General features: G+C 43.6%; 19 protein-coding genes. 10 read left to right on the top strand and 9 right to left on the bottom strand.

Annotated features, from left to right (window positions below; genetic code table 11):
• Positions 1–7: 7 nt before the first annotated feature.
• From L4D05_RS10635 to L4D05_RS10620, 4 genes are all read right to left on the bottom strand, one after another.
• A complete protein-coding gene (locus tag L4D05_RS10635) occupies positions 8–253 on the bottom strand; it encodes a hypothetical protein (protein ID WP_250618068.1) in 246 nt (81 codons plus the stop codon).
• A 504-nt stretch (positions 254–757) separates the two neighbouring features.
• The gene (locus L4D05_RS10630; protein WP_428793931.1) at positions 758–1,507 is read right to left on the bottom strand and encodes a carbonic anhydrase; all 750 of its coding nucleotides are present in this window, start codon (positions 1,505–1,507) and stop codon (positions 758–760) included.
• A 301-nt stretch (positions 1,508–1,808) separates the two neighbouring features.
• Positions 1,809–2,306 (bottom strand): GNAT family N-acetyltransferase, encoded by a 498-nt coding sequence (locus tag L4D05_RS10625; RefSeq protein WP_428754757.1) that lies wholly within the window; start codon positions 2,304–2,306, stop codon positions 1,809–1,811.
• Between the two features lie 78 nt (positions 2,307–2,384).
• Complete coding sequence (locus tag L4D05_RS10620) at positions 2,385–3,368, bottom strand: endonuclease/exonuclease/phosphatase family protein (RefSeq protein WP_428793930.1); 984 nt, start codon at positions 3,366–3,368, stop codon at positions 2,385–2,387.
• Positions 3,369–3,460: 92 nt separating this feature from the next.
• On the opposite strand from L4D05_RS10620, the gene L4D05_RS10615 reads away from it, so the two are divergent.
• The 3 genes from L4D05_RS10615 to L4D05_RS10605 all read left to right on the top strand — a co-directional run bounded on the left by L4D05_RS10615 (position 3,461) and on the right by L4D05_RS10605 (position 6,565).
• Positions 3,461–4,648, top strand: coding sequence for an MFS transporter (locus L4D05_RS10615; RefSeq protein WP_428754759.1), 1,188 nt, complete (start codon positions 3,461–3,463; stop codon positions 4,646–4,648).
• A 351-nt stretch (positions 4,649–4,999) separates the two neighbouring features.
• A complete protein-coding gene (kdgK, locus tag L4D05_RS10610; protein WP_428754760.1) occupies positions 5,000–5,929 on the top strand; it encodes a 2-dehydro-3-deoxygluconokinase in 930 nt (309 codons plus the stop codon).
• Positions 5,930–5,941: 12 nt separating this feature from the next.
• Positions 5,942–6,565 (top strand): bifunctional 4-hydroxy-2-oxoglutarate aldolase/2-dehydro-3-deoxy-phosphogluconate aldolase, encoded by a 624-nt coding sequence (locus L4D05_RS10605; RefSeq protein WP_428754761.1) that lies wholly within the window; start codon positions 5,942–5,944, stop codon positions 6,563–6,565.
• A gap of 214 nt (positions 6,566–6,779) precedes the next feature.
• Here L4D05_RS10605 and kdgR read toward each other — a convergent pair whose 3' ends face one another.
• Positions 6,780–7,562, bottom strand: coding sequence for a DNA-binding transcriptional regulator KdgR (kdgR, locus tag L4D05_RS10600; protein ID WP_428754762.1), 783 nt, complete (start codon positions 7,560–7,562; stop codon positions 6,780–6,782).
• 244 nt (positions 7,563–7,806) lie between these two features.
• Between kdgR and kduD the strand changes: the two genes are divergently transcribed.
• Genes kduD through L4D05_RS10580 form a run of 4 tightly spaced genes read left to right on the top strand, consistent with a single transcriptional unit; the run spans position 7,807 to position 10,102 of the window.
• Positions 7,807–8,568: a 2-dehydro-3-deoxy-D-gluconate 5-dehydrogenase KduD gene (gene kduD / locus L4D05_RS10595; RefSeq protein WP_428754763.1), complete on the top strand. Its 762-nt coding sequence runs from the start codon at positions 7,807–7,809 to the stop codon at positions 8,566–8,568.
• Between the two features lie 21 nt (positions 8,569–8,589).
• Positions 8,590–9,108 carry a YgjV family protein gene (locus L4D05_RS10590; RefSeq protein ID WP_428793929.1) on the top strand — a complete coding sequence of 173 codons (519 nt, stop codon included), beginning with the start codon at positions 8,590–8,592 and terminating at the stop codon, positions 9,106–9,108.
• A gap of 12 nt (positions 9,109–9,120) precedes the next feature.
• Positions 9,121–9,423 carry a cupin domain-containing protein gene (locus L4D05_RS10585; RefSeq protein ID WP_428793928.1) on the top strand — a complete coding sequence of 101 codons (303 nt, stop codon included), beginning with the start codon at positions 9,121–9,123 and terminating at the stop codon, positions 9,421–9,423.
• A gap of 37 nt (positions 9,424–9,460) precedes the next feature.
• Positions 9,461–10,102, top strand: a complete 642-nt coding sequence (locus tag L4D05_RS10580) for an RpiB/LacA/LacB family sugar-phosphate isomerase (protein ID WP_428754766.1) — start codon at positions 9,461–9,463, stop codon at positions 10,100–10,102.
• A 129-nt stretch (positions 10,103–10,231) separates the two neighbouring features.
• Here L4D05_RS10580 and L4D05_RS10575 read toward each other — a convergent pair whose 3' ends face one another.
• Together L4D05_RS10575 and L4D05_RS10570 are read right to left on the bottom strand one after the other, a co-directional pair.
• A complete protein-coding gene (locus L4D05_RS10575) occupies positions 10,232–11,362 on the bottom strand; it encodes an HlyD family secretion protein (RefSeq protein WP_428793927.1) in 1,131 nt (376 codons plus the stop codon).
• Positions 11,363–11,365: 3 nt separating this feature from the next.
• Positions 11,366–11,740, bottom strand: a complete 375-nt coding sequence (locus L4D05_RS10570) for a DUF3302 domain-containing protein (protein ID WP_428754768.1) — start codon at positions 11,738–11,740, stop codon at positions 11,366–11,368.
• Positions 11,741–11,850: 110 nt separating this feature from the next.
• Between L4D05_RS10570 and L4D05_RS10565 the strand changes: the two genes are divergently transcribed.
• Complete coding sequence (locus L4D05_RS10565; protein WP_428754769.1) at positions 11,851–12,741, top strand: DMT family transporter; 891 nt, start codon at positions 11,851–11,853, stop codon at positions 12,739–12,741.
• A gap of 27 nt (positions 12,742–12,768) precedes the next feature.
• Here L4D05_RS10565 and L4D05_RS10560 read toward each other — a convergent pair whose 3' ends face one another.
• Together L4D05_RS10560 and deoD are read right to left on the bottom strand one after the other, a co-directional pair.
• Positions 12,769–14,337, bottom strand: coding sequence for a transposase (locus L4D05_RS10560; RefSeq protein WP_428793926.1), 1,569 nt, complete (start codon positions 14,335–14,337; stop codon positions 12,769–12,771).
• A 90-nt stretch (positions 14,338–14,427) separates the two neighbouring features.
• The gene (gene deoD / locus L4D05_RS10555; protein ID WP_250618054.1) at positions 14,428–15,138 is read right to left on the bottom strand and encodes a purine-nucleoside phosphorylase; all 711 of its coding nucleotides are present in this window, start codon (positions 15,136–15,138) and stop codon (positions 14,428–14,430) included.
• A gap of 329 nt (positions 15,139–15,467) precedes the next feature.
• Between deoD and L4D05_RS10550 the strand changes: the two genes are divergently transcribed.
• Together L4D05_RS10550 and L4D05_RS10545 are read left to right on the top strand one after the other, a co-directional pair.
• Positions 15,468–16,421: a YbgA family protein gene (locus L4D05_RS10550; protein WP_428793925.1), complete on the top strand. Its 954-nt coding sequence runs from the start codon at positions 15,468–15,470 to the stop codon at positions 16,419–16,421.
• The gene (locus L4D05_RS10545) at positions 16,411–17,199 is read left to right on the top strand and encodes a MerR family transcriptional regulator (protein WP_428754772.1); all 789 of its coding nucleotides are present in this window, start codon (positions 16,411–16,413) and stop codon (positions 17,197–17,199) included. Before L4D05_RS10550 ends, L4D05_RS10545 begins: the two co-directional genes overlap by 11 nt.
• The last annotated feature ends 6 nt before the right edge of the window (positions 17,200–17,205 follow it).

Raw genomic sequence — 17,205 nt, 5'->3', positions numbered from 1 at the left:
TCGCTGTTTAAGACGTCATTAATAGTCTTTGTTTTTCCGTTCTGTTCATCTCACTTAAATCATCTTCTGTGATGTATTTTTTCGCGACTACGTTGCCGGACACAACTAAGTGTGAAATGTAGTCATGCCTAGGTGATGACGGCATATTACTCCACAAAAAATCGGCCTTTGTGGTATCGGAAAATTGGATATTTAGCACAATGGCGTCTTGCTCATCTCTTACGTCATAGACGTTAATTTCACATTGCCTCATAGGTCACCTTTTTATTTAGTGGACGCACTTTGTTTAGTGAACTCACTAACGTTAAACCAAAACAAGTAATAGAAGAATGCGGTTTACTGTATTCGTCGTCTGTCTCTCAACACTGCAACATGTTCTCATATTTGTTAACGTTCAGGTTACGCGTAATCCATACGGTAAACTTTGAATTACTTCTAAATGCCTCAACCCCGTCTGGTAAAATTAGTAAATTTGGAATAGACCTCTTAAAAAACCACGCCTAACTGACGCTTTTTCTTGGGTTTTCTAAAGTCAACTTTGAATTTACAAATCTCAGTATTGATTTACACCGATCATTCTAATTATCTAAAATAACAGGCTCCTTCAAGCGATATTAGGGTCACAAGCCTTGATGGATTTTTGTTACTGGAGGTGACTATTGAACAGCAGGTGATTGTTAGAAGAAAGGGATCGTGTCGTGACTGAAAAGTGAGAGAAGGTATGATTTACCAAAATTGGTAAACCATACGAGACGGATTACTGCAGTACTTTTCTGGCGTGGATTGGCTGAGTGGGTCTAGCATTATTGCCCATGATGGCTTTTAGCTGGTCGATTTCTTGTTGATCTGCGGTTTGTTTATCTTTAAGTACAAACCAACGAACGCCTTCACTGCACGGTGGTGTGGTCAGGGAGCCACTAAAGCGATAATAACTACGAACTCTAGGAAGGAGTGAGTCGAGGGTAATAGATGCAGAAGGCTGTATAGTTTGGTTATTGTTTGGGATGTTCGACAGTACTTGCTTTAGTGCGCTGTCTTCTCTTAATCCTGCTTGATAAAAAACGCTGACGACAGCTAAGGCATTATCGCTATTGGCGTGGACAAAATGCGCCTCTAGTGGCGAATGTTTACCGTTCAGCGTATTTTCCGAAGGGGTATGGAAGTGGAACTGTTTGAGCGCAAAGGTATCCCCATCGATACTGAGCGTATTTTCTCCAGTGACATTTACTTGCACGGTATGTCCGTTATTTACTATGTCAGACACTTGGCCTGAATAGTTCATAGCTAGGTTGGCTAGCGAGGCGTCAATGGTGACGTTGCTATTGATGTCGATAGGGCTCTGATTTTTGCCGTCAGAGCAGGTAGCGCTAATGGCTCCCCAACTATCAACCCCATGCTTGCCTTGATAGCCCCACTCTGATGCGATTGTGATTGAAGGCGATAGTAATGCCCCACAACTGATGAGTGCCAATAAGCCTGTTCGATAATGCGCTGCTCGTGTTTTCATACGGTCTCCTTATCTTTGCTGAAGTGATGAGCCAGTAAGCCCAGTTCTTTTGGATGAACAAGCGTAATTATGACTTCACGACATGTCGCCCTTTTTTAAAGTGACAAAGACTAAGGGATTTATAGATATATGCTATCGAGTGAGTATGGGTTTGTGAGGCTAGTCCAAGTTTATACAACGGGTTGCTTTGCTGGGCTAAGGCCAAATTTGTCACAGTGGCAAGATAAGAATATTTGCGGGGATAAGTCCCCACCAAGGGAGGGGACGAGGTTGGTGGCTATTTTTAGACGCCGTGCGGTGATTAAAGTTGGTCCTTTAGGCGTGCCATGTAGTAGGTGGAAATAAATTCACCATCACGTAATGCGGAGCAAAGTGCTTCACCTTCAATTTCAAAGCCGTACTTCGTATACAGTGCAATTGCCGCTTTGTTGTCGGCATTGACTTCAATTTGAACGCGCTGCACATTTAGCCAGTTGTCCGTCAGCTCTAAGACGGTTTCTATTAATCGGCTGCCGATGCCCATACCGTGAAAGTCATCATGAACACCTAGGCCAAAAGTGGCGCAGTGCGCGGTTCTTGGTCGTTGTGAATGCTCAAGACCAATGTTACCAACAATTTTCCCATCCAGTTCGGCTACAAAACTGTAGACACCAACGGGCATGTTTTTTAGTCGCTCTTGCCACATTGTGATAGATGGGAAGGGGAGCTGAAGCGTTTCGCGCTGCGCTTTTGGCTGAGAATAGAGGTGTGTTAGTCCTTCAGCATCTTTAAGTTCTGTTGGTCGGATAAGGATGTTCATGCTCGCGTCCTAAAATTGGATGGTATGATATAACTAATTGATTCTAAGAGATTATGCAATAGCTTCTGCTCATTATTCTCAGTCAGCCCTGAGTTTGACCGTTATACTGACAATAGCGTGATCACTACTGACGTCATCAATGCCAAACCTTGGGTCGATGATGTGTTTGTCGATCAGTTGATAGTTCTGTAGCTCGAATAGTGGGTGAGCGTAGCTAATATCAAACTCAGGGGAGAGGAGAATGTGGTCGAGCCGGTTTCCTTGCGCACCATAGTAATGGGTCACGGGGGAAGCCGTGTTAGGTGACACTTGTCGTTGCTGAAATAGTGCCCAGCTATCTAATAAGGTAAAGGGTAAAAGAGAACTCGCCGATGAAGGTTGTCTTCTTAAGTGATTGGATCGCAGAGGGCTAAACTCAATCGCTTCAAGATTATTGTTGAAGTCTCCTAAAAGGACCACTGGGTTATGTGTGGCTTTTTTGCGCGTTACAATGGCGTTGTGCAGTGATAGCACTTCCACTTGTCTGAGTTGTGTCGAAGCATTAGAGGCATGCAGCTCATTTAGCCATTGCTCGACGGTTGACTCAAGAGTGGGATCAAGGATATCGGAAGCTGGCCGCTGAGATTTCAGATGGACATTGTATAAGTCGATATTTCTTTCGCCACCAAGGTTGAGGGTGACATGCAATGGAGGACGGCTAAACTCACCGTATGTGCTGGTTAGGAATGGTAGATTCGCTTGTTGTGTTAATGGCAAGCGAGATGCAAAGGCAAGTGAAGGCTCTGAGTAAATGTATTCCGCTTCAACATGACACTCTTGGTTTAGATAAAAGTAGCGATAGCCAAGCCTGTCTAAATGCATGCGGAGTGCCTCTGCGGAAAAGACTTCTTGAAACGCGATAATGTCGGCATCTAGCAAGCGCAGCGTTTTTTCTAACCAATTGGTCTTTTGAGTCCATTGTTGGCTGGTGTAGATATTGTCCATTTCATAGAAGGCAAATGGTGGCGCAGCGAAGTTACATAAGTTAAAAGTCGCGAGTTTTATTGTATTTATATTTTGCAACGGTTTAGACTCCACATTGGCTCGTAACATCACTCGAATAATAGAACGAGCATCTATCAGATCAATAGTATCAGTACTTCAGGAAAATAATCATGTTATCTAGTCATAAATCACAAGACTGGCGTACGCCACAAAACTTTCTCATTATCATTTCTATTATTGTTCCTATCGCGTTTTCTAGTTGGATGGCGTTGTTGAATAACTTTGTTATTGAAAAGGCCAATTTCGATGGTGCTGATATTGGTTTGTTGCAAAGTGTTCGAGAAATTCCGGGGTTCTTGGCATTTACGGTGGTGTTTGTGCTGCTGTTCATAAGAGAGCAAAAGTTTATGGTGCTTTCACTACTGATGCTAACGTTAGGAACGGCTATTACAGGGCTCTTCCCCTCCGTGGCGGGCTTATTGATTACGACATTTATTATGTCTACCGGGTTTCACTATTTTGAAACGTTAAAGCAGTCGTTATCTCTGCAATGGTTGAATAAAGAAGAAGCCCCAGAGGTGCTAGGAAAACTAATCTCCATTGGCGCTTTGGCGTCGTTACTGACTTATGGTGCACTATGGGTCATGCTCGAAATTTTTGAGTTGGATTACATTTGGGTTTATGGCATTTCTGGTGGTATTGGCTTTGTGTTGGTTTTGGTGATTGCTTTTGCGTTCCCTCAGTTTAAGACCGAAACCCCACAAAACAAGAAGTTGGTATTGAGAAAGCGCTATTGGTTGTATTACGCATTGACCTTTATGAGTGGCGCGAGACGACAAATATTCACCGTTTTTGCCGGCTTTTTAATGGTAGAGAAGTTTGGTTACAGCGTGGCTGATATCACGTTACTTTTTTTGATTAATTACTTATTTAACTTTTTATTTGCGAAAAAAATCGGTCGTTTCATTGGTATTGTTGGAGAGCGTAAAGCCCTTATTTTCGAATATATAGGTTTGATCTTTGTTTTTGTCGGTTATGGCCTAGTACAAACCGCTGAGTGGGCTGCTGCTCTGTATGTGGTTGATCACTTGTTTTTTGCGCTGGCATTGGCAATAAAAACCTATTTCCAAAAGATTGCTGATCCTGCAGATATGGCATCGACCGCAGGTGTGTCATTTACCATTAATCATATCGCAGCCGTGGTGATCCCGGTAACATTTGGCGTTATCTGGCTTGTCTCGCCTGCGAGTGTGTTTTATATCGGTGCGGCGATGGCAATGATATCGCTTGTGTTGTCTCTGAATATTCCAAGAAACCCAGAAGAAGGAAATGAAGTTCGAGTCCTTAAGTGGAACTAATGCGTTTTGGTTTCCATTTGTCTGATGTTGGATTGAATCGTTGGATTGAATCATACTCGATGTGTGATTGAGTTGAGATAGGGTTCGTTAATTCTTATGCATAGGCAGCCTTTGGGCTGCCTTTTTTAATGATCTCTATCACAAGCAATAGGGAAATAAACGCTACAACCGCACTCTGAATACTGGTATGATTATTAAAAATGAACCGCCATTTCATAAAAATAGATTTCTTTTTTCGAATTTGTAATGACTGGTAGGGAGTGGAGAAGAACACAAGGACAGGTAAAGGTTCTTGCTCATCCACACAAACAACAAATTAATATTGAATGGAACGCAACTGGACAGTCAACTATGACCCAATACAAAATTGCCATCATTGGCGAATGCATGGTGGAACTGCAACGTAAAGGTGAGCTACTAAAACAGAGTTTTGGTGGCGATACTTTGAATACGGCACTCTATCTTTCGCGTCTTACTCAGCAACATGATCTCACCGTTAGTTATGTGACGGCTTTGGGTGATGACCCTTTTTCTACTGAAATGATGAATGCATGGCAGCAAGAAGGGGTGGATACACATTTAATCTTAAAGCTGAAGGATAAAATGCCTGGTCTTTATCATATTGAAACGGATCATACCGGTGAGCGGACTTTCTTTTATTGGCGTAGTGACGCCGCAGCGAAATACGTTTTTGACCAACCTGAGTCAGCCAGTCTGTTAGAAACCTTGCTGAGTTATGATGCTGTGTATCTAAGCGGAATCACGTTGGCCATTTTAACTGATCATGGCCGTGGTAAGTTGTTTGAATTCTTGAGTGCATTCAAAGCGCGCGGTGGCAAAGTATTTTTCGATAATAATTACCGCCCGAAACTGTGGCGTGATCAAGCGCTTGCTGCCGACACTTATAAAACAATGCTAAGTTACACTGACACGGCTTTATTAACGTTTGACGATGATCAAGCCCTATTTGGTGACAAGGTTGTTGAGCAGTGTATAGAGCGAACTTATCAAGCGGGCGTGACTGAAATTGCTATCAAACGTGGTGCGGAAGATTGCTTAATATATAGCGGTAGTGAAACGACAAGTGTGGCACCAAAACCGATTAGCCATGTTGTGGACACAACGGCAGCAGGTGATTCGTTTAGCGCAGGCTATCTTGCTAAGCGACTTACCGGAGGCAGCGCTGTTGCCTCTGCCGCGATGGGTCACAAAGTCGCGGGCGCAGTCATCCAGCATCAAGGCGCCGTGATTCCAAAGAATGAAACACCAGAACTCGATTAGTAGGACAATTAAATGACAACATTGAATGAAAAACTAGCGGACTTAAAAGTCATCCCAGTTATCGCGATCAACAAGGTTGAAGATGCCGTTCCACTAGGTAAGGCGCTGGTTGAAAATGGCATGCCTTGTGCTGAAATTACCTTCCGCACCGCTTGTGCCGTGGACGCGATTGCCGCTATGCGTAAAGCGTTCCCAGATATGCTAATTGGTGCGGGAACAGTGCTAACCAATGAGCAAGTTGATCAGGCTATCGATGCTGGCGTTGACTTTATTGTCAGCCCAGGCTTTAACCCAAGAACGGTTCAATACTGTATCGATAAGAATATCCCAATTGTTCCGGGTGTTAACAACCCAAGCTTGGTCGAGCAAGCGATGGAGATGGGGTTACGCACATTGAAATTCTTCCCTGCAGAGCCGTCAGGGGGTGTGGGCATGCTTAAAGCGCTAACCGCTGTGTATCCAGTTAAATTCATGCCGACAGGTGGTGTTAGCCTTAACAATGTGGATGATTATCTCTCTATTCCTTCAGTATTGGCATGTGGTGGTACTTGGATGGTACCGACGACGCTAATTGATGAAGGCCGATGGGACGAGTTAGGCGCATTGGTTAAAGATGCGGTAGCTCATGTAAACTAATTCAAATCCGCTGCGCTCGACGGGGCGGTTTTTGATAGCGTTACAGATAATAGAAAAAGAAAAGCAGCCGCGTCATATCGATGCAGGCTGCTTTTTTTGTTTGTTAGTGATGTTGGCGGAAATTGTGTTTTGTGTTATGAACTCTAGCGTATGGCTATGAGCCAACGATGTGAAAAATCGTTGCCCATAACGGAAATGATATGATGAGAGCTAGTTACACAGGGTAGTTCTTGAACCCTAAGTGTTCCGAGATATTCTTACCAGCTTGATGCAGTAGATGTACGTAATGATCTTTTCTGTCTTCGTCAAAGCGAATCGTCGGGAAAGAGATCGATACGCCTGCGATGACCGTACCAAAACGATCATAAACTGGAGCTGCAATGCAACGAAGTCCAGGTTCTTGCTCTTCGTTGTCTTCACCAAAATGTTGTTGTTTGACGACCGCCAACTCCTGTAAAAGTTGCTCGATACTTTCTAGTGTATTCGGCGTGCTTTTGACAAACTCAGCATCGACTAATGCGTGACGAATTGAGGCTTCATCGCGCTCAGCCAGTAATACTTTACCGATTGCGGTCGTGTGCAATGGGTTTCGGCGTCCCACTCTAGAGTGCATTCTTAATGCATGGCTAGAGTCTATTTTATGAACATAGATGATAGAGCCATGATCCAACGCACCAAGGTGGATCGTTTCATTGGTTTCTTCTGAGATCACACGCATTTCTTTTTCCGCTAGCTCAACGAGATCGACCCACTCTAGCGATTTTGAACCCAGTTCAAACATCTTCAATGTTAACGAATATTTGTCAGCTTCACCTTGTTGGGAGACATAGCCAAGCCCTTTCATCGTTTGTAAAAATCGATAAGTTGTGGCTTTAGACATCATTAGACGTTGTGACAGATCGGACACGCCAATCTCTTTTTGGTCACCTAATGACTCTAGAATATTGAATACTTTTAATACCGAAGATACCGCTTCAGGCTGCGTGGATTTCTCCATGGTCATTCCTTTCTCATTATGTCCTACATGCGAAAGCTAACACTGTTCACAATTTTTAAAAAGCCTTTTTATAAAAAATGATTCAATCACGATCTGTCTCACATTTATTTTCGTCTTCAATGAATATTTTTGAAATGATGTTTTAAAAATATTGCTAATGGTGTTTTATTGCTTTATTGTAATCACATATTCAGTCAGCGATGCACATCGCTACGATGACAATCATAAGTTGAGGAAAAGGAACATGATGTTAGATTCATTTAATTTAAGCGGTAAGGTCGCGATTGTTACTGGTTGTGATACAGGCTTAGGTCAAGGTATGGCGCTTGGTTTAGCAGAAGCTGGCTGTAAAGTAGTAGGTGTTAACTACGTTGAACCAACAGAAACCATCGAGAAAATGCAGGCTGCGGGCCATACTTTCTTAGATGTACGTGCAAACCTACTTAAGCAAGAAGATATTCCAACTGTTATTGATAAAGCAGTGACTGAGTTTGGTCGAATCGATGTGCTAGTGAACAACGCGGGTATTATCCGCCGTGAAGATGCGATCAATTTCTCTGAGCAGGATTGGGATGATGTGATGAACATTAACTCTAAGACTGTTTTCTTTATGTCTCAAGCGGTCTCTAAGCAGTTCATGGCACAAGGCAACGGCGGTAAGATCATCAACATCGCATCAATGTTATCTTACCAAGGCGGTATCCGTGTGCCATCTTACACGGCTTCAAAAAGTGCCGTTATGGGTATCACACGTGCGATGGCGAATGAATGGGCAAGTCACAACATTAATGTGAATGCTATTGCACCTGGGTACATGGCAACGAATAACACACAAGCATTGCGTGAAGATGCTGACCGTAACAAAGCGATCCTAGAGCGTATTCCTGCGAACCGTTGGGGTACACCGTTAGATGTTGCTGGACCATGTGTGTTCCTAGCATCTTCAGCTTCTGATTACATCAATGGCTACACTATTGCTGTTGATGGTGGTTGGTTAGCGCGCTAATACGCAAAGAGAATAAGTGAGATGGGAGGGGAAGTAACGGCACAAGTTTTTGGCTTAATCAGTTTTGCGCTGGGTATGTCGACGTTTTATCAAAAAGACGACAAGAAACTCAAAATTTTGATGCTGTTACTTAACCTTAACCATCTGGTTCACTTTATCTTAATGGGCTCGATGGTGTCGGCGGCAAGCGCGTTACTGTCCACTTTTAGGACAGGAATGGCGATTTATACTCGTTCATTATGGGTTGCGACATTGTTTGTGATAATCAGTGTGGCAGTGGGGGTAACCCTAGCTCAGGATGCATGGCAATTATGGCCAATTGCTGGCACGGTTATCGGAACCATTTCGATATTTGTATTAAAGGGTATTCCTTTACGCTTGGGGTTCTTACTTGGCGCTACGTGTTGGCTTATCAATAATATTTCGATTGGGTCAATTGGCGGAAGTTTGCTTGAAGCGTCTGTCATCATGATGAATGTGCTGACGATTGCTCGTTTATATCGCGATAAACGCAGCGCAGATATAGTCTCTCAAGGTTAGTTTATCAATATCATGGTGCGTGAACCGTCTGAAAGACGATATAGCAAGGAGTCATGTTTAGATATCAACAAATGTGACACTGTCACTATTGGTGTCGGAGTTGAGCAAGGGACGGTAGAGAAGCACTGCCATTCACATGAGGAGCTCACACTCGTGCTAACGGGTTGCTTTGAATTTGTATCTAGAGAAGAGACCCAACGACTTCGTGCAGGTGAGGCCATCATTCATGAGGCGCATACTCCACACACAGTGACATGTATTGAAGCGGGTATGATAGTCGACAGTTTCATACCAGGTAGTAAAGAAAGATTTTAGTTATAACTTTTGATTCGCAATATAGCGGGAGAAACAAATGAAAATTGCATTGATGATGGAAAATAGCCAAGCGGGCAAAAACGCGGTGGTTTACAACGAGCTGACTAACGTGGTTGCACCATTAGACTATTCAGTCTTTAACGTTGGTATGAGTGATGAAAACGATCATCATCTTACTTATATCCATCTAGGTATCATGGCAAGCATTCTTGTAAACTCGAAAGCGGTTGATTTTGTTGTGACTGGTTGTGGCACAGGCCAAGGTGCAATGATGTCACTTAACATCCACCCAGGCATTGTTTGTGGCTACTGTTTAGAGCCGTCGGACGCATTCTTGTTTAACCAGATTAACAATGGCAATGCTTTGTCTTTAGCGTTTGCAAAAGGTTATGGCTGGGGTGCGGAACTGAATGTACGCTACATTTTTGAAAAAGCATTTACTACAGGTGAACGTGGTCAAGGCTACCCACTTGAGCGTGCTGAGCCACAACAACGTAACGCTGGTATCTTAAATGATGTTAAAGCGGCAGTGGTTAAAGAAAACTACTTAGACACGCTAAAAGCCATTGATGTTGAATTGGTAAGAACGGCAGTGACAGGTGAACGCTTCCAGCAATGCTTCTTCGAACATTGCCAAGTGCCAGAAATCGAGCAATACGTTCGTTCTCTGCTGGACTAAGAATTTGTCCACTCAAAATTACAGATAGAAAAATGGCAACCCTAGGGTTGCCATTTTTTATCTGGGTCAATCAACATTGTTGTGGCAGTCGTACTAACACGCGTTAAGACCGCTATGGTTCATGTTCTTTTAATGATCCAGATAGAGGTAGTTTTGCCAGCTTTTCATGCGAATTAAGACCTTACGCATGATCGAAACGTGTTCGAAGCTGTCTGAATAAATCGCAATTTCCGCGTTAGAGCCGGTAGGTAGTACGTATTCACTCATGTCGTCATCTAGCACGAGTTTAACCATCGCTCGTCCCGATGTATTAAAGGTTTGCGTGCCTCTTAATGTACCGCTTGCACTAATCTGACCTTCTGCGATAGTAGGCAAGACTTCAACCACTTTACCTTTAAAGACTTTACCTGGCAGTGCTCTAAATAAAAACTCCGCTTCAAAACCTGGCTGCAAGCGTTGCAAAGAGTTTTGTCTAAACGCACCCACAAAGAAGTTATCCTCTGTGTGGACGAACGTCATTAGAGGAACTAAGGGTAGCGGTACTGCCATCATGCCGGGTCTAAGAGCAAGTTGAGTGACATAGCCGTCGGTAGGGGCTAACACGACGGTTTCGCGAAGATTAAACTCCGCTTGTATTAATTGTGCTTTGAGTTGGGCAACGGTGGTATTTTCACCAAAGATCTGAGACTCAAACGCAAGTCGAGCGCTTTCTTCTTTTGCTTGCGCGGCTTCAAGCGCTGCTTGGTTAGCTTTGAATTTCTGACGGCGAGTATCCACTTGCTGTTCGGTAAATGCGCCCTTTTTAAAGCCTTTTTGATAACGGGCGAACTCGCGCTCTGCTTTGTCGCGCTCAGCGGCGGCCTTAATCGTATCGGATTGAGCAGCCTTATAATCACTCTCTAGTTGTAAAACATCTTGATTGGCATCAGCAAGGGCCGCTTTGGCTTTAATGACTTCTGCTTGGTAAGGGATAGGGTCAATTTTTAGCATGACATCGCCCTTTTTCAGTTGTTGGTTGGCTTCAACGTTGACTTCAACGACTTTGCCTCGAACACTGGAAACGATAGGGGTTGTGCTGTAAAACTGTCCACCAATTTGCGTAAACGGATGGTTATAGTTCATTAATAAGATAAGTGTACCAATGAGCACGACACCACCAAGTACCGCGGTTGGGACGGTCCATTTATTCAGCGGGATTTTGAAAATTTTAAAAATGGCGATACACAGCGCGGTGTAAGTTAATATGAGTAATAAATCCATGAATTACTTCTCCTCTTCCGCAGATTGAGTTTGCGGTACATCTTGTCTACTTTTTAAGTAATGGATTTCTTGTTCCATCGTAGCGACTTGGTCGACTAATTTCTCAAGGCGATGATGCAGATCGTGCTGTTCTTCTTCGAGTTTATGAAATCCCCAACCGCGTTCTTTTCGCCAAAGCGTGGCCCAAATCCATAGAAACGGCCAAATCGCGTGGAGGGTAAATAAGCTGACCCAACCAGCGACATGGATGGCGTCTTGATGCGGGTGGTCGCGTTCTTTTGCGATTTCAAAAGGAATATCGTGAATAACAATAATGCCGTAAAATATGACTAGGGCGACGAAAACGAGCAGTCCAAGAGCAAAGTAATCAAGAAACATAGTTCATCCTTGCGAGAGTTAAAATAGCGAATTGAAATAATTCAACTAGTTAAGTATTTGTTATATTTATGTATTGTGCAACAGATAAATGATGATTTAAGAGGAATTTGATGACTTTTATTGGAGAAAGTGCAGCGATTGGTGCTGCCATAGTTTGGGCGGTCGCGACTTGGATTTACAGCCAGTTTAGTCATCATTTTAGCTCTATGCAGCTAAATATTATCAAAGGCTCGATTGCTTCGTTGATGATGCTTATGGTGCTGCCTTTTACCGAGATGCCGGCCGTGGAGATTGATCCTAGCTATTTATGGATATTGGGTATTTCTGGGGTGATAGGCATTGCCATTGGAGACAGCGCTTATTTTTCAGCCCTTAAGCGAATCGGCGCAAATAAGACACTATTACTGGAATCGTTAGCGCCGCCTTTATCAGGGGTTTTGGCATTGGTCTTTTTGGGCAGTGCCTTACAACTTCAAAGTTGGCTCGGTGTTCTTATCACAACGATTGCTGTGACGTCGGTGGTATTTCAACCTAATGATAGTGCAGAAAAGGGCTATGATTTAAAAGGGATTGGTTTTGGATTATTGGCAAGTATTTGTCAGGCATCTGGGGTGGTGATTTCTCATTTTGCCTTGGTACAAGGTGATTTGCCACCCTTACTCGGGGCATTAATTCGTTTAACGATAGGCGTTGCGGCTGTTGCTATGGTGGTAGGGTTTGTCGAAAAGAAACCGTTTTCTGCCATCAAAAAACAGTGTACGAGGATGAACCGTAACAACTGGTTGTGGTTACTTGCCGCTATTTTTGTCGGCACATTCTTGGCGTTATGGTTACAGCAAGTGGCGTTGAAACACGCTAACCCCGCAATCGCACAAACATTGATTGCCACCAGCCCACTGTTTATTTTAATTATCTACACAATCCGTGGCGAAAAGATCAGCCGTCGTAGTGTTGTTGGTACTTTATTCGCGGTGTTTGGGGTATCGTTATTCTTTCTTTAAACGTTGTGTTTTAAAAAGATACCCCACTTATTCTAGTAGCTGCTTTAACGTCATAGGGGCCTCACAGACATTCAGTCTTTGAGCGGCTGTGAGCCCTTGTTTATCTTGATAGCAGAGGTTATGCCAAGCCCGAAAGATGTCGAGCAGCGGCATAATACCGCCCGGTCTTAATTTTCGTCTTGGCTCATTAATAAAGCTTTCAAATAGCAATTGGAAACGAGCTTGGTAAAATTCAACACTCTCAGTTGAGGCCACCTGTAGCCAATAATTGGTATCGTCCACGTTATCTGACGAAGAGTTTGTGCCTGACAGAGAATCACTCGCGGATGATAGATAGCATAACCCCTTGCTGGCTCCACTAGCCTGGTGCGCAATAGCCCAACGATCACGCCACCAGCCCATAAGAGCAATATCGGTTGTTTTTGACAGCCCGCTATTATCCCAGTTGGGATCTTGCATCACGTATAGCAGATCGACGTTGTCGTTCTTGATACGTTCAAGGTACACCGTTAATGCAGCTGAGCGAAGCACTGGGTCTTGAGGCATAAAGATAGCTAATGGTTTTTCGTTACCTATCATTTGTGAAATATGCAGGTAATGCGCATAGGAAGTGTAGGGAGCCCTTATAATCGTGCCTGTATTAGGGTAGTGGAACTTAGAAAAATTGCCCAAAGGGTCTTCAACGTTGCTTCTTGCTAGAATATTCTGATAGTTAATATCTATACGCTCTTTGATGCTAGTGGGTGTTTTTTCTACTGGAGTGTTGTTAACACGACTTTTAGGGCTTCGCTCGCTTTCGGTGCGCTCATTTGTGTTGCCATAATTTTCCGCGACATATTGATGAGGCAGAAACTGGGCATTTTTTTGATAGGCATCGTGATCAAGTTGGGTACTGGGTGTGCTTTTTAATGTGTAATTGGTGTGCTGGCACAGTACATAGCCAGAATTTACGTCACAGGTTGCGAACCAAAAAACACCGTTATGGCTAGCGGGTTGCAGACTTTGGTAACTTGAAGCAAGGGTATAATGACTCGCATGATTCAACCAGCGCGCATCAATATGGGCGAGCTTTCTACGACAACGACTCGCGATTTGGTCGATATTGTCATAAAACGTTTTAGGGTTGATGCTGAGTTTACGGCAGATTTCTCTGACGGAGTAACCGGTAAATAAGAACGCTAGCAAAGCTTCTTGAAACTCAATTTTTTTGTTGGATCCAGACCATTTATCGACAAATGTCCCTTGGCACAGTTTACATCGGTAGCGCTGCCGATCACCGCTAAACCCAAAAGCGTGATAACGCTCTTTGTGGGTATCGACCGAAAGACCAAAGTTAGCGCATTGGCTATCTTTACACGCTGGCAGTCCATCGTCGTGAGTCAGCCGCAAGCGGTTTAGCTCGCAGAGGACTTCTTGGTTGTTAAGTAGGGGGGGAAACGCACCACATTCTCGGCATACCATCGCAGGTCGCTTAGGATTACTGTGTTGCAAAATATAAAGATTTGCATCACTTTTTCCAAAATTGTCACACGCCAATGTTTTACAAAAATTGAGCTGTAATCCATTCGCGGCCAGCGGCAATTTGCCTTCTGACACGTTCACCCCCTAAGGTTTGTGAAAAAGGTTCATAAAAACAGTTTTAAAAAAAGCCAGTGCAACTTCAGGCGTTGAACTGGCTTTTAACATTTATAGGTTGATGGCAGTTTCTAGCGCGACAGTCATCATTTCGTTAAATGACTTTTGACGGTCTTCAGAACTTAATTTCTCGCCACGGATAATATGGTCGGAAACCGTAAGAATAGTCAGTGCTTTTGCGCCCAAGTCTGCGGCAACGCCATAGATACCGGCCGCTTCCATATCCACACCTAAAATACCTAGATGTTTCATTTTGTCGAAGATGTCTGCTTCTGGTGTATAGAACAGGTCAGCAGAGAAAATATTACCCACTTTAACGGGAACGTTTTGGCTACGGGCCTGCTTTACGGCTTCTTCTAAGAGACCAAAATCAGCAATAGCAGCAAAGTCATGGTCATTGAAGCGGATGCGGTTAACTTTTGAGTCGGTTGATGCGCCCATGCCAATAACGACATCCATTAGGTTAACATCGTCACGTACCGCCCCACAGCTGCCTACTCGAATCACGTTCTTAACGCCGAAATCTTTGATGAGCTCGTGAACGTAGATACAGCAAGATGGGATACCCATGCCATGGCCCATAACTGAAACACGTTGACCTTTATAAGTACCGGTATAGCCAAACATATTGCGCACATCACATACTTTTTCTACGTCTTCTAAAAACGTATCAGCGATATATTGAGCGCGAAGCGGATCGCCTGGCATCAGGACTGTTTCAGCAAAATCACCCGGGTTTGCATTGATATGAGGGGTAGCCATGGTATTGCTCCTAATATTTTAACGAATTCTGTTGAATGTAATCATTCTTTGTTGAAATGAATATTAGCTCTAATAATAAGGCTTCTATGAGATTTTAATCACATTTTTCTTTTAATGTTACTAGCTAAGTTGGCATGATAACTAAATCTGTTGAAAGTGAAAGGGCAATCGATTGACTGAGTAATCCTAGGTGCTGAAGAAAAAAAGTGCTGCATGAGTGAACTGTTACACAAGCGCTACGTAAGATTGTACAGAACAATTTTTTGTATCACTTATTTCATTGTGTCTTTGCTTGTATGCGAGCGCACTTTAAACACAAGGAGAACTTCATGAATGAGCCAGTCATCACTATTGGAATCAGTTCTTGCCTATTGGGTGAAAACGTACGTTTCGATTCAGGTCACAAGCAAAGCAGTTATGTAAACAAAGAGCTGAGGGAGTATTTTTCGTTTGTGTCTGTCTGTCCTGAGGTAGGGATGGGGCTCCCTGTGCCCCGTCCAACCATTCGTTTAATGTCAAATGAAGAGCGAATTAGGTTAGTAGAAACGAAGGATGTAACTCAGGATCATACGGACGGTATGTTGGCCTTCACTCACAGCAAAGTCGCTGAGTTGGAAAATACCCAGATGTGTGGGTATATCGTATGTGCTAAGTCTCCAAGCTGTGGGATGGAGAGAGTGAAGGTCTATACCGTTGGTCATGCCAAAGCGAATGGGGTTGGTTTGTATACCGAACATTTGATGAAGAAAATGCCATGGTTGCCCGTAGAAGAGGACGGCAGGCTGAATGATCCTGTGCTTAAAGAGAACTTTATATCTCGCGTGTTTGGGCTAAATGATTTTTACCAGTCTATGCAAGGTCAGCCTACTCCGGGGAAAATTGTTGATTTTCACTCCCGTTACAAACTGACGTTGATGGCTCATAACCCGACATCATATAAAACGCTAGGTAGATTGGTTGCTCATCAAAACGAGTACGCTCCTGATGAATTTTACCAAGCCTATCGGTTGGGGTTGATGGAAGGACTGAAGCACCGAGTGTCTCGTAAAAATGCCACTAATGTCCTCATGCACATTCAAGGGTATTTTAAGCGAGCGTTAGATGCAGATGAAAAGCGTGAACTGGCACAAGTGATAGACGATTATCGTACAGGCTTACTGCCTTTGCTTTCGCCGCTCACTTTGTTAAAGCACTATCTCCGTGCATACCCTGATGATTATCTTGCTTCGCAACGGTTCTTGCAGCCTCACCCAGAAGAAATGCGTCTGCGTTATGGGCTTTAATCATGCTCGTTACGCCATTCGAGACGTTGCACAGATGACTGGGGTAAAACCCGTCACTCTAAGAGCATGGCAGAGGCGTTATAATCTTGTCCAACCAGAGCGCACAGAGAAAGGGCATCGTTTATATACAGAAAAAGATGTGGAGACGATTAAACGTGTCCAGGGTTGGCTTGCAAAAGGGGTATCCATTGGCAAAGTCAAAGCTTTGTTGGCGTCAAATACTTTACCTACGGAGCACGAACCGTCTCAGCGCCTTGATGAAGTGGAGCAACTACTTCAAGCTCTAAGCTTATTAGATGGTGACGAGGTAGGAAAAATTCTCCGTTTTGTCTTGAAAGAGTACCCTCTGGATATCGTAGAAACGCAATGTGTTATCCCGGTGTTGATGGCGATAGATTTTGTCAAAATGGGTCAACGGTCGCTGCAATATGCGTTATTTCGCACCTTACTCATTCATCAGTTGTTACTGATGATCCAAGCTGAGTCAAAAAAGGGCGGTAAACATCAATACCTTCTCGTTAATTTGGACACGGTAGGCAACCTTTTTGCTTGGCTTTTTTACGCCCGACTCGTTGAAAAAGAGGGGCGAGTGATATTTTTAGATGGTGTTGATGATATTGGAGCCTTATTCAATGAAGAGGTGATCGCTGCGTATCATGGGGTGCACTTATTTGCGGAAAAGTCTTTATCGGAAAAGCATCTTTCTGTGATAAGAGAGCAGCGAGCCAACCATAGTGTTCCGGTTTATGTTTCACCTGTTATAGAACATTTAATTTGATGTTTA

The sequence above is a fragment of the Vibrio nomapromontoriensis genome (assembly GCF_050337205.1).
GTDB classification, from domain to species: domain Bacteria; phylum Pseudomonadota; class Gammaproteobacteria; order Enterobacterales; family Vibrionaceae; genus Vibrio; species Vibrio nomapromontoriensis.
The sequence above is the reverse complement of the archived record's forward strand: the minus strand, read 5'-3'. Positions and strand labels throughout refer to the sequence as shown.

Coding starts and splice junctions, on each gene's coding strand:
- kduD (WP_428754763.1), top strand. CDS start 7,807: ATGATGTTAGATTCATTTAATTTAAGCGGTAAGGTCGCGATTGTTACT.
- L4D05_RS10615 (WP_428754759.1), top strand. CDS start 3,461: ATGTTATCTAGTCATAAATCACAAGACTGGCGTACGCCACAAAACTTT.
- L4D05_RS10550 (WP_428793925.1), top strand. CDS start 15,468: ATGAATGAGCCAGTCATCACTATTGGAATCAGTTCTTGCCTATTGGGT.
- L4D05_RS10585 (WP_428793928.1), top strand. CDS start 9,121: ATGGTGCGTGAACCGTCTGAAAGACGATATAGCAAGGAGTCATGTTTA.
- L4D05_RS10580 (WP_428754766.1), top strand. CDS start 9,461: ATGAAAATTGCATTGATGATGGAAAATAGCCAAGCGGGCAAAAACGCG.
- L4D05_RS10625 (WP_428754757.1), bottom strand. CDS start 2,306: ATGAACATCCTTATCCGACCAACAGAACTTAAAGATGCTGAAGGACTA.
- L4D05_RS10605 (WP_428754761.1), top strand. CDS start 5,942: ATGACAACATTGAATGAAAAACTAGCGGACTTAAAAGTCATCCCAGTT.
- L4D05_RS10590 (WP_428793929.1), top strand. CDS start 8,590: ATGGGAGGGGAAGTAACGGCACAAGTTTTTGGCTTAATCAGTTTTGCG.
- L4D05_RS10575 (WP_428793927.1), bottom strand. CDS start 11,362: ATGGATTTATTACTCATATTAACTTACACCGCGCTGTGTATCGCCATT.
- kdgR (WP_428754762.1), bottom strand. CDS start 7,562: ATGGAGAAATCCACGCAGCCTGAAGCGGTATCTTCGGTATTAAAAGTA.
- L4D05_RS10635 (WP_250618068.1), bottom strand. CDS start 253: ATGAGGCAATGTGAAATTAACGTCTATGACGTAAGAGATGAGCAAGAC.
- deoD (WP_250618054.1), bottom strand. CDS start 15,138: ATGGCTACCCCTCATATCAATGCAAACCCGGGTGATTTTGCTGAAACA.
- L4D05_RS10630 (WP_428793931.1), bottom strand. CDS start 1,507: ATGAAAACACGAGCAGCGCATTATCGAACAGGCTTATTGGCACTCATC.
- kdgK (WP_428754760.1), top strand. CDS start 5,000: ATGACCCAATACAAAATTGCCATCATTGGCGAATGCATGGTGGAACTG.
- L4D05_RS10570 (WP_428754768.1), bottom strand. CDS start 11,740: ATGTTTCTTGATTACTTTGCTCTTGGACTGCTCGTTTTCGTCGCCCTA.
- L4D05_RS10545 (WP_428754772.1), top strand. CDS start 16,411: ATGGGCTTTAATCATGCTCGTTACGCCATTCGAGACGTTGCACAGATG.
- L4D05_RS10565 (WP_428754769.1), top strand. CDS start 11,851: ATGACTTTTATTGGAGAAAGTGCAGCGATTGGTGCTGCCATAGTTTGG.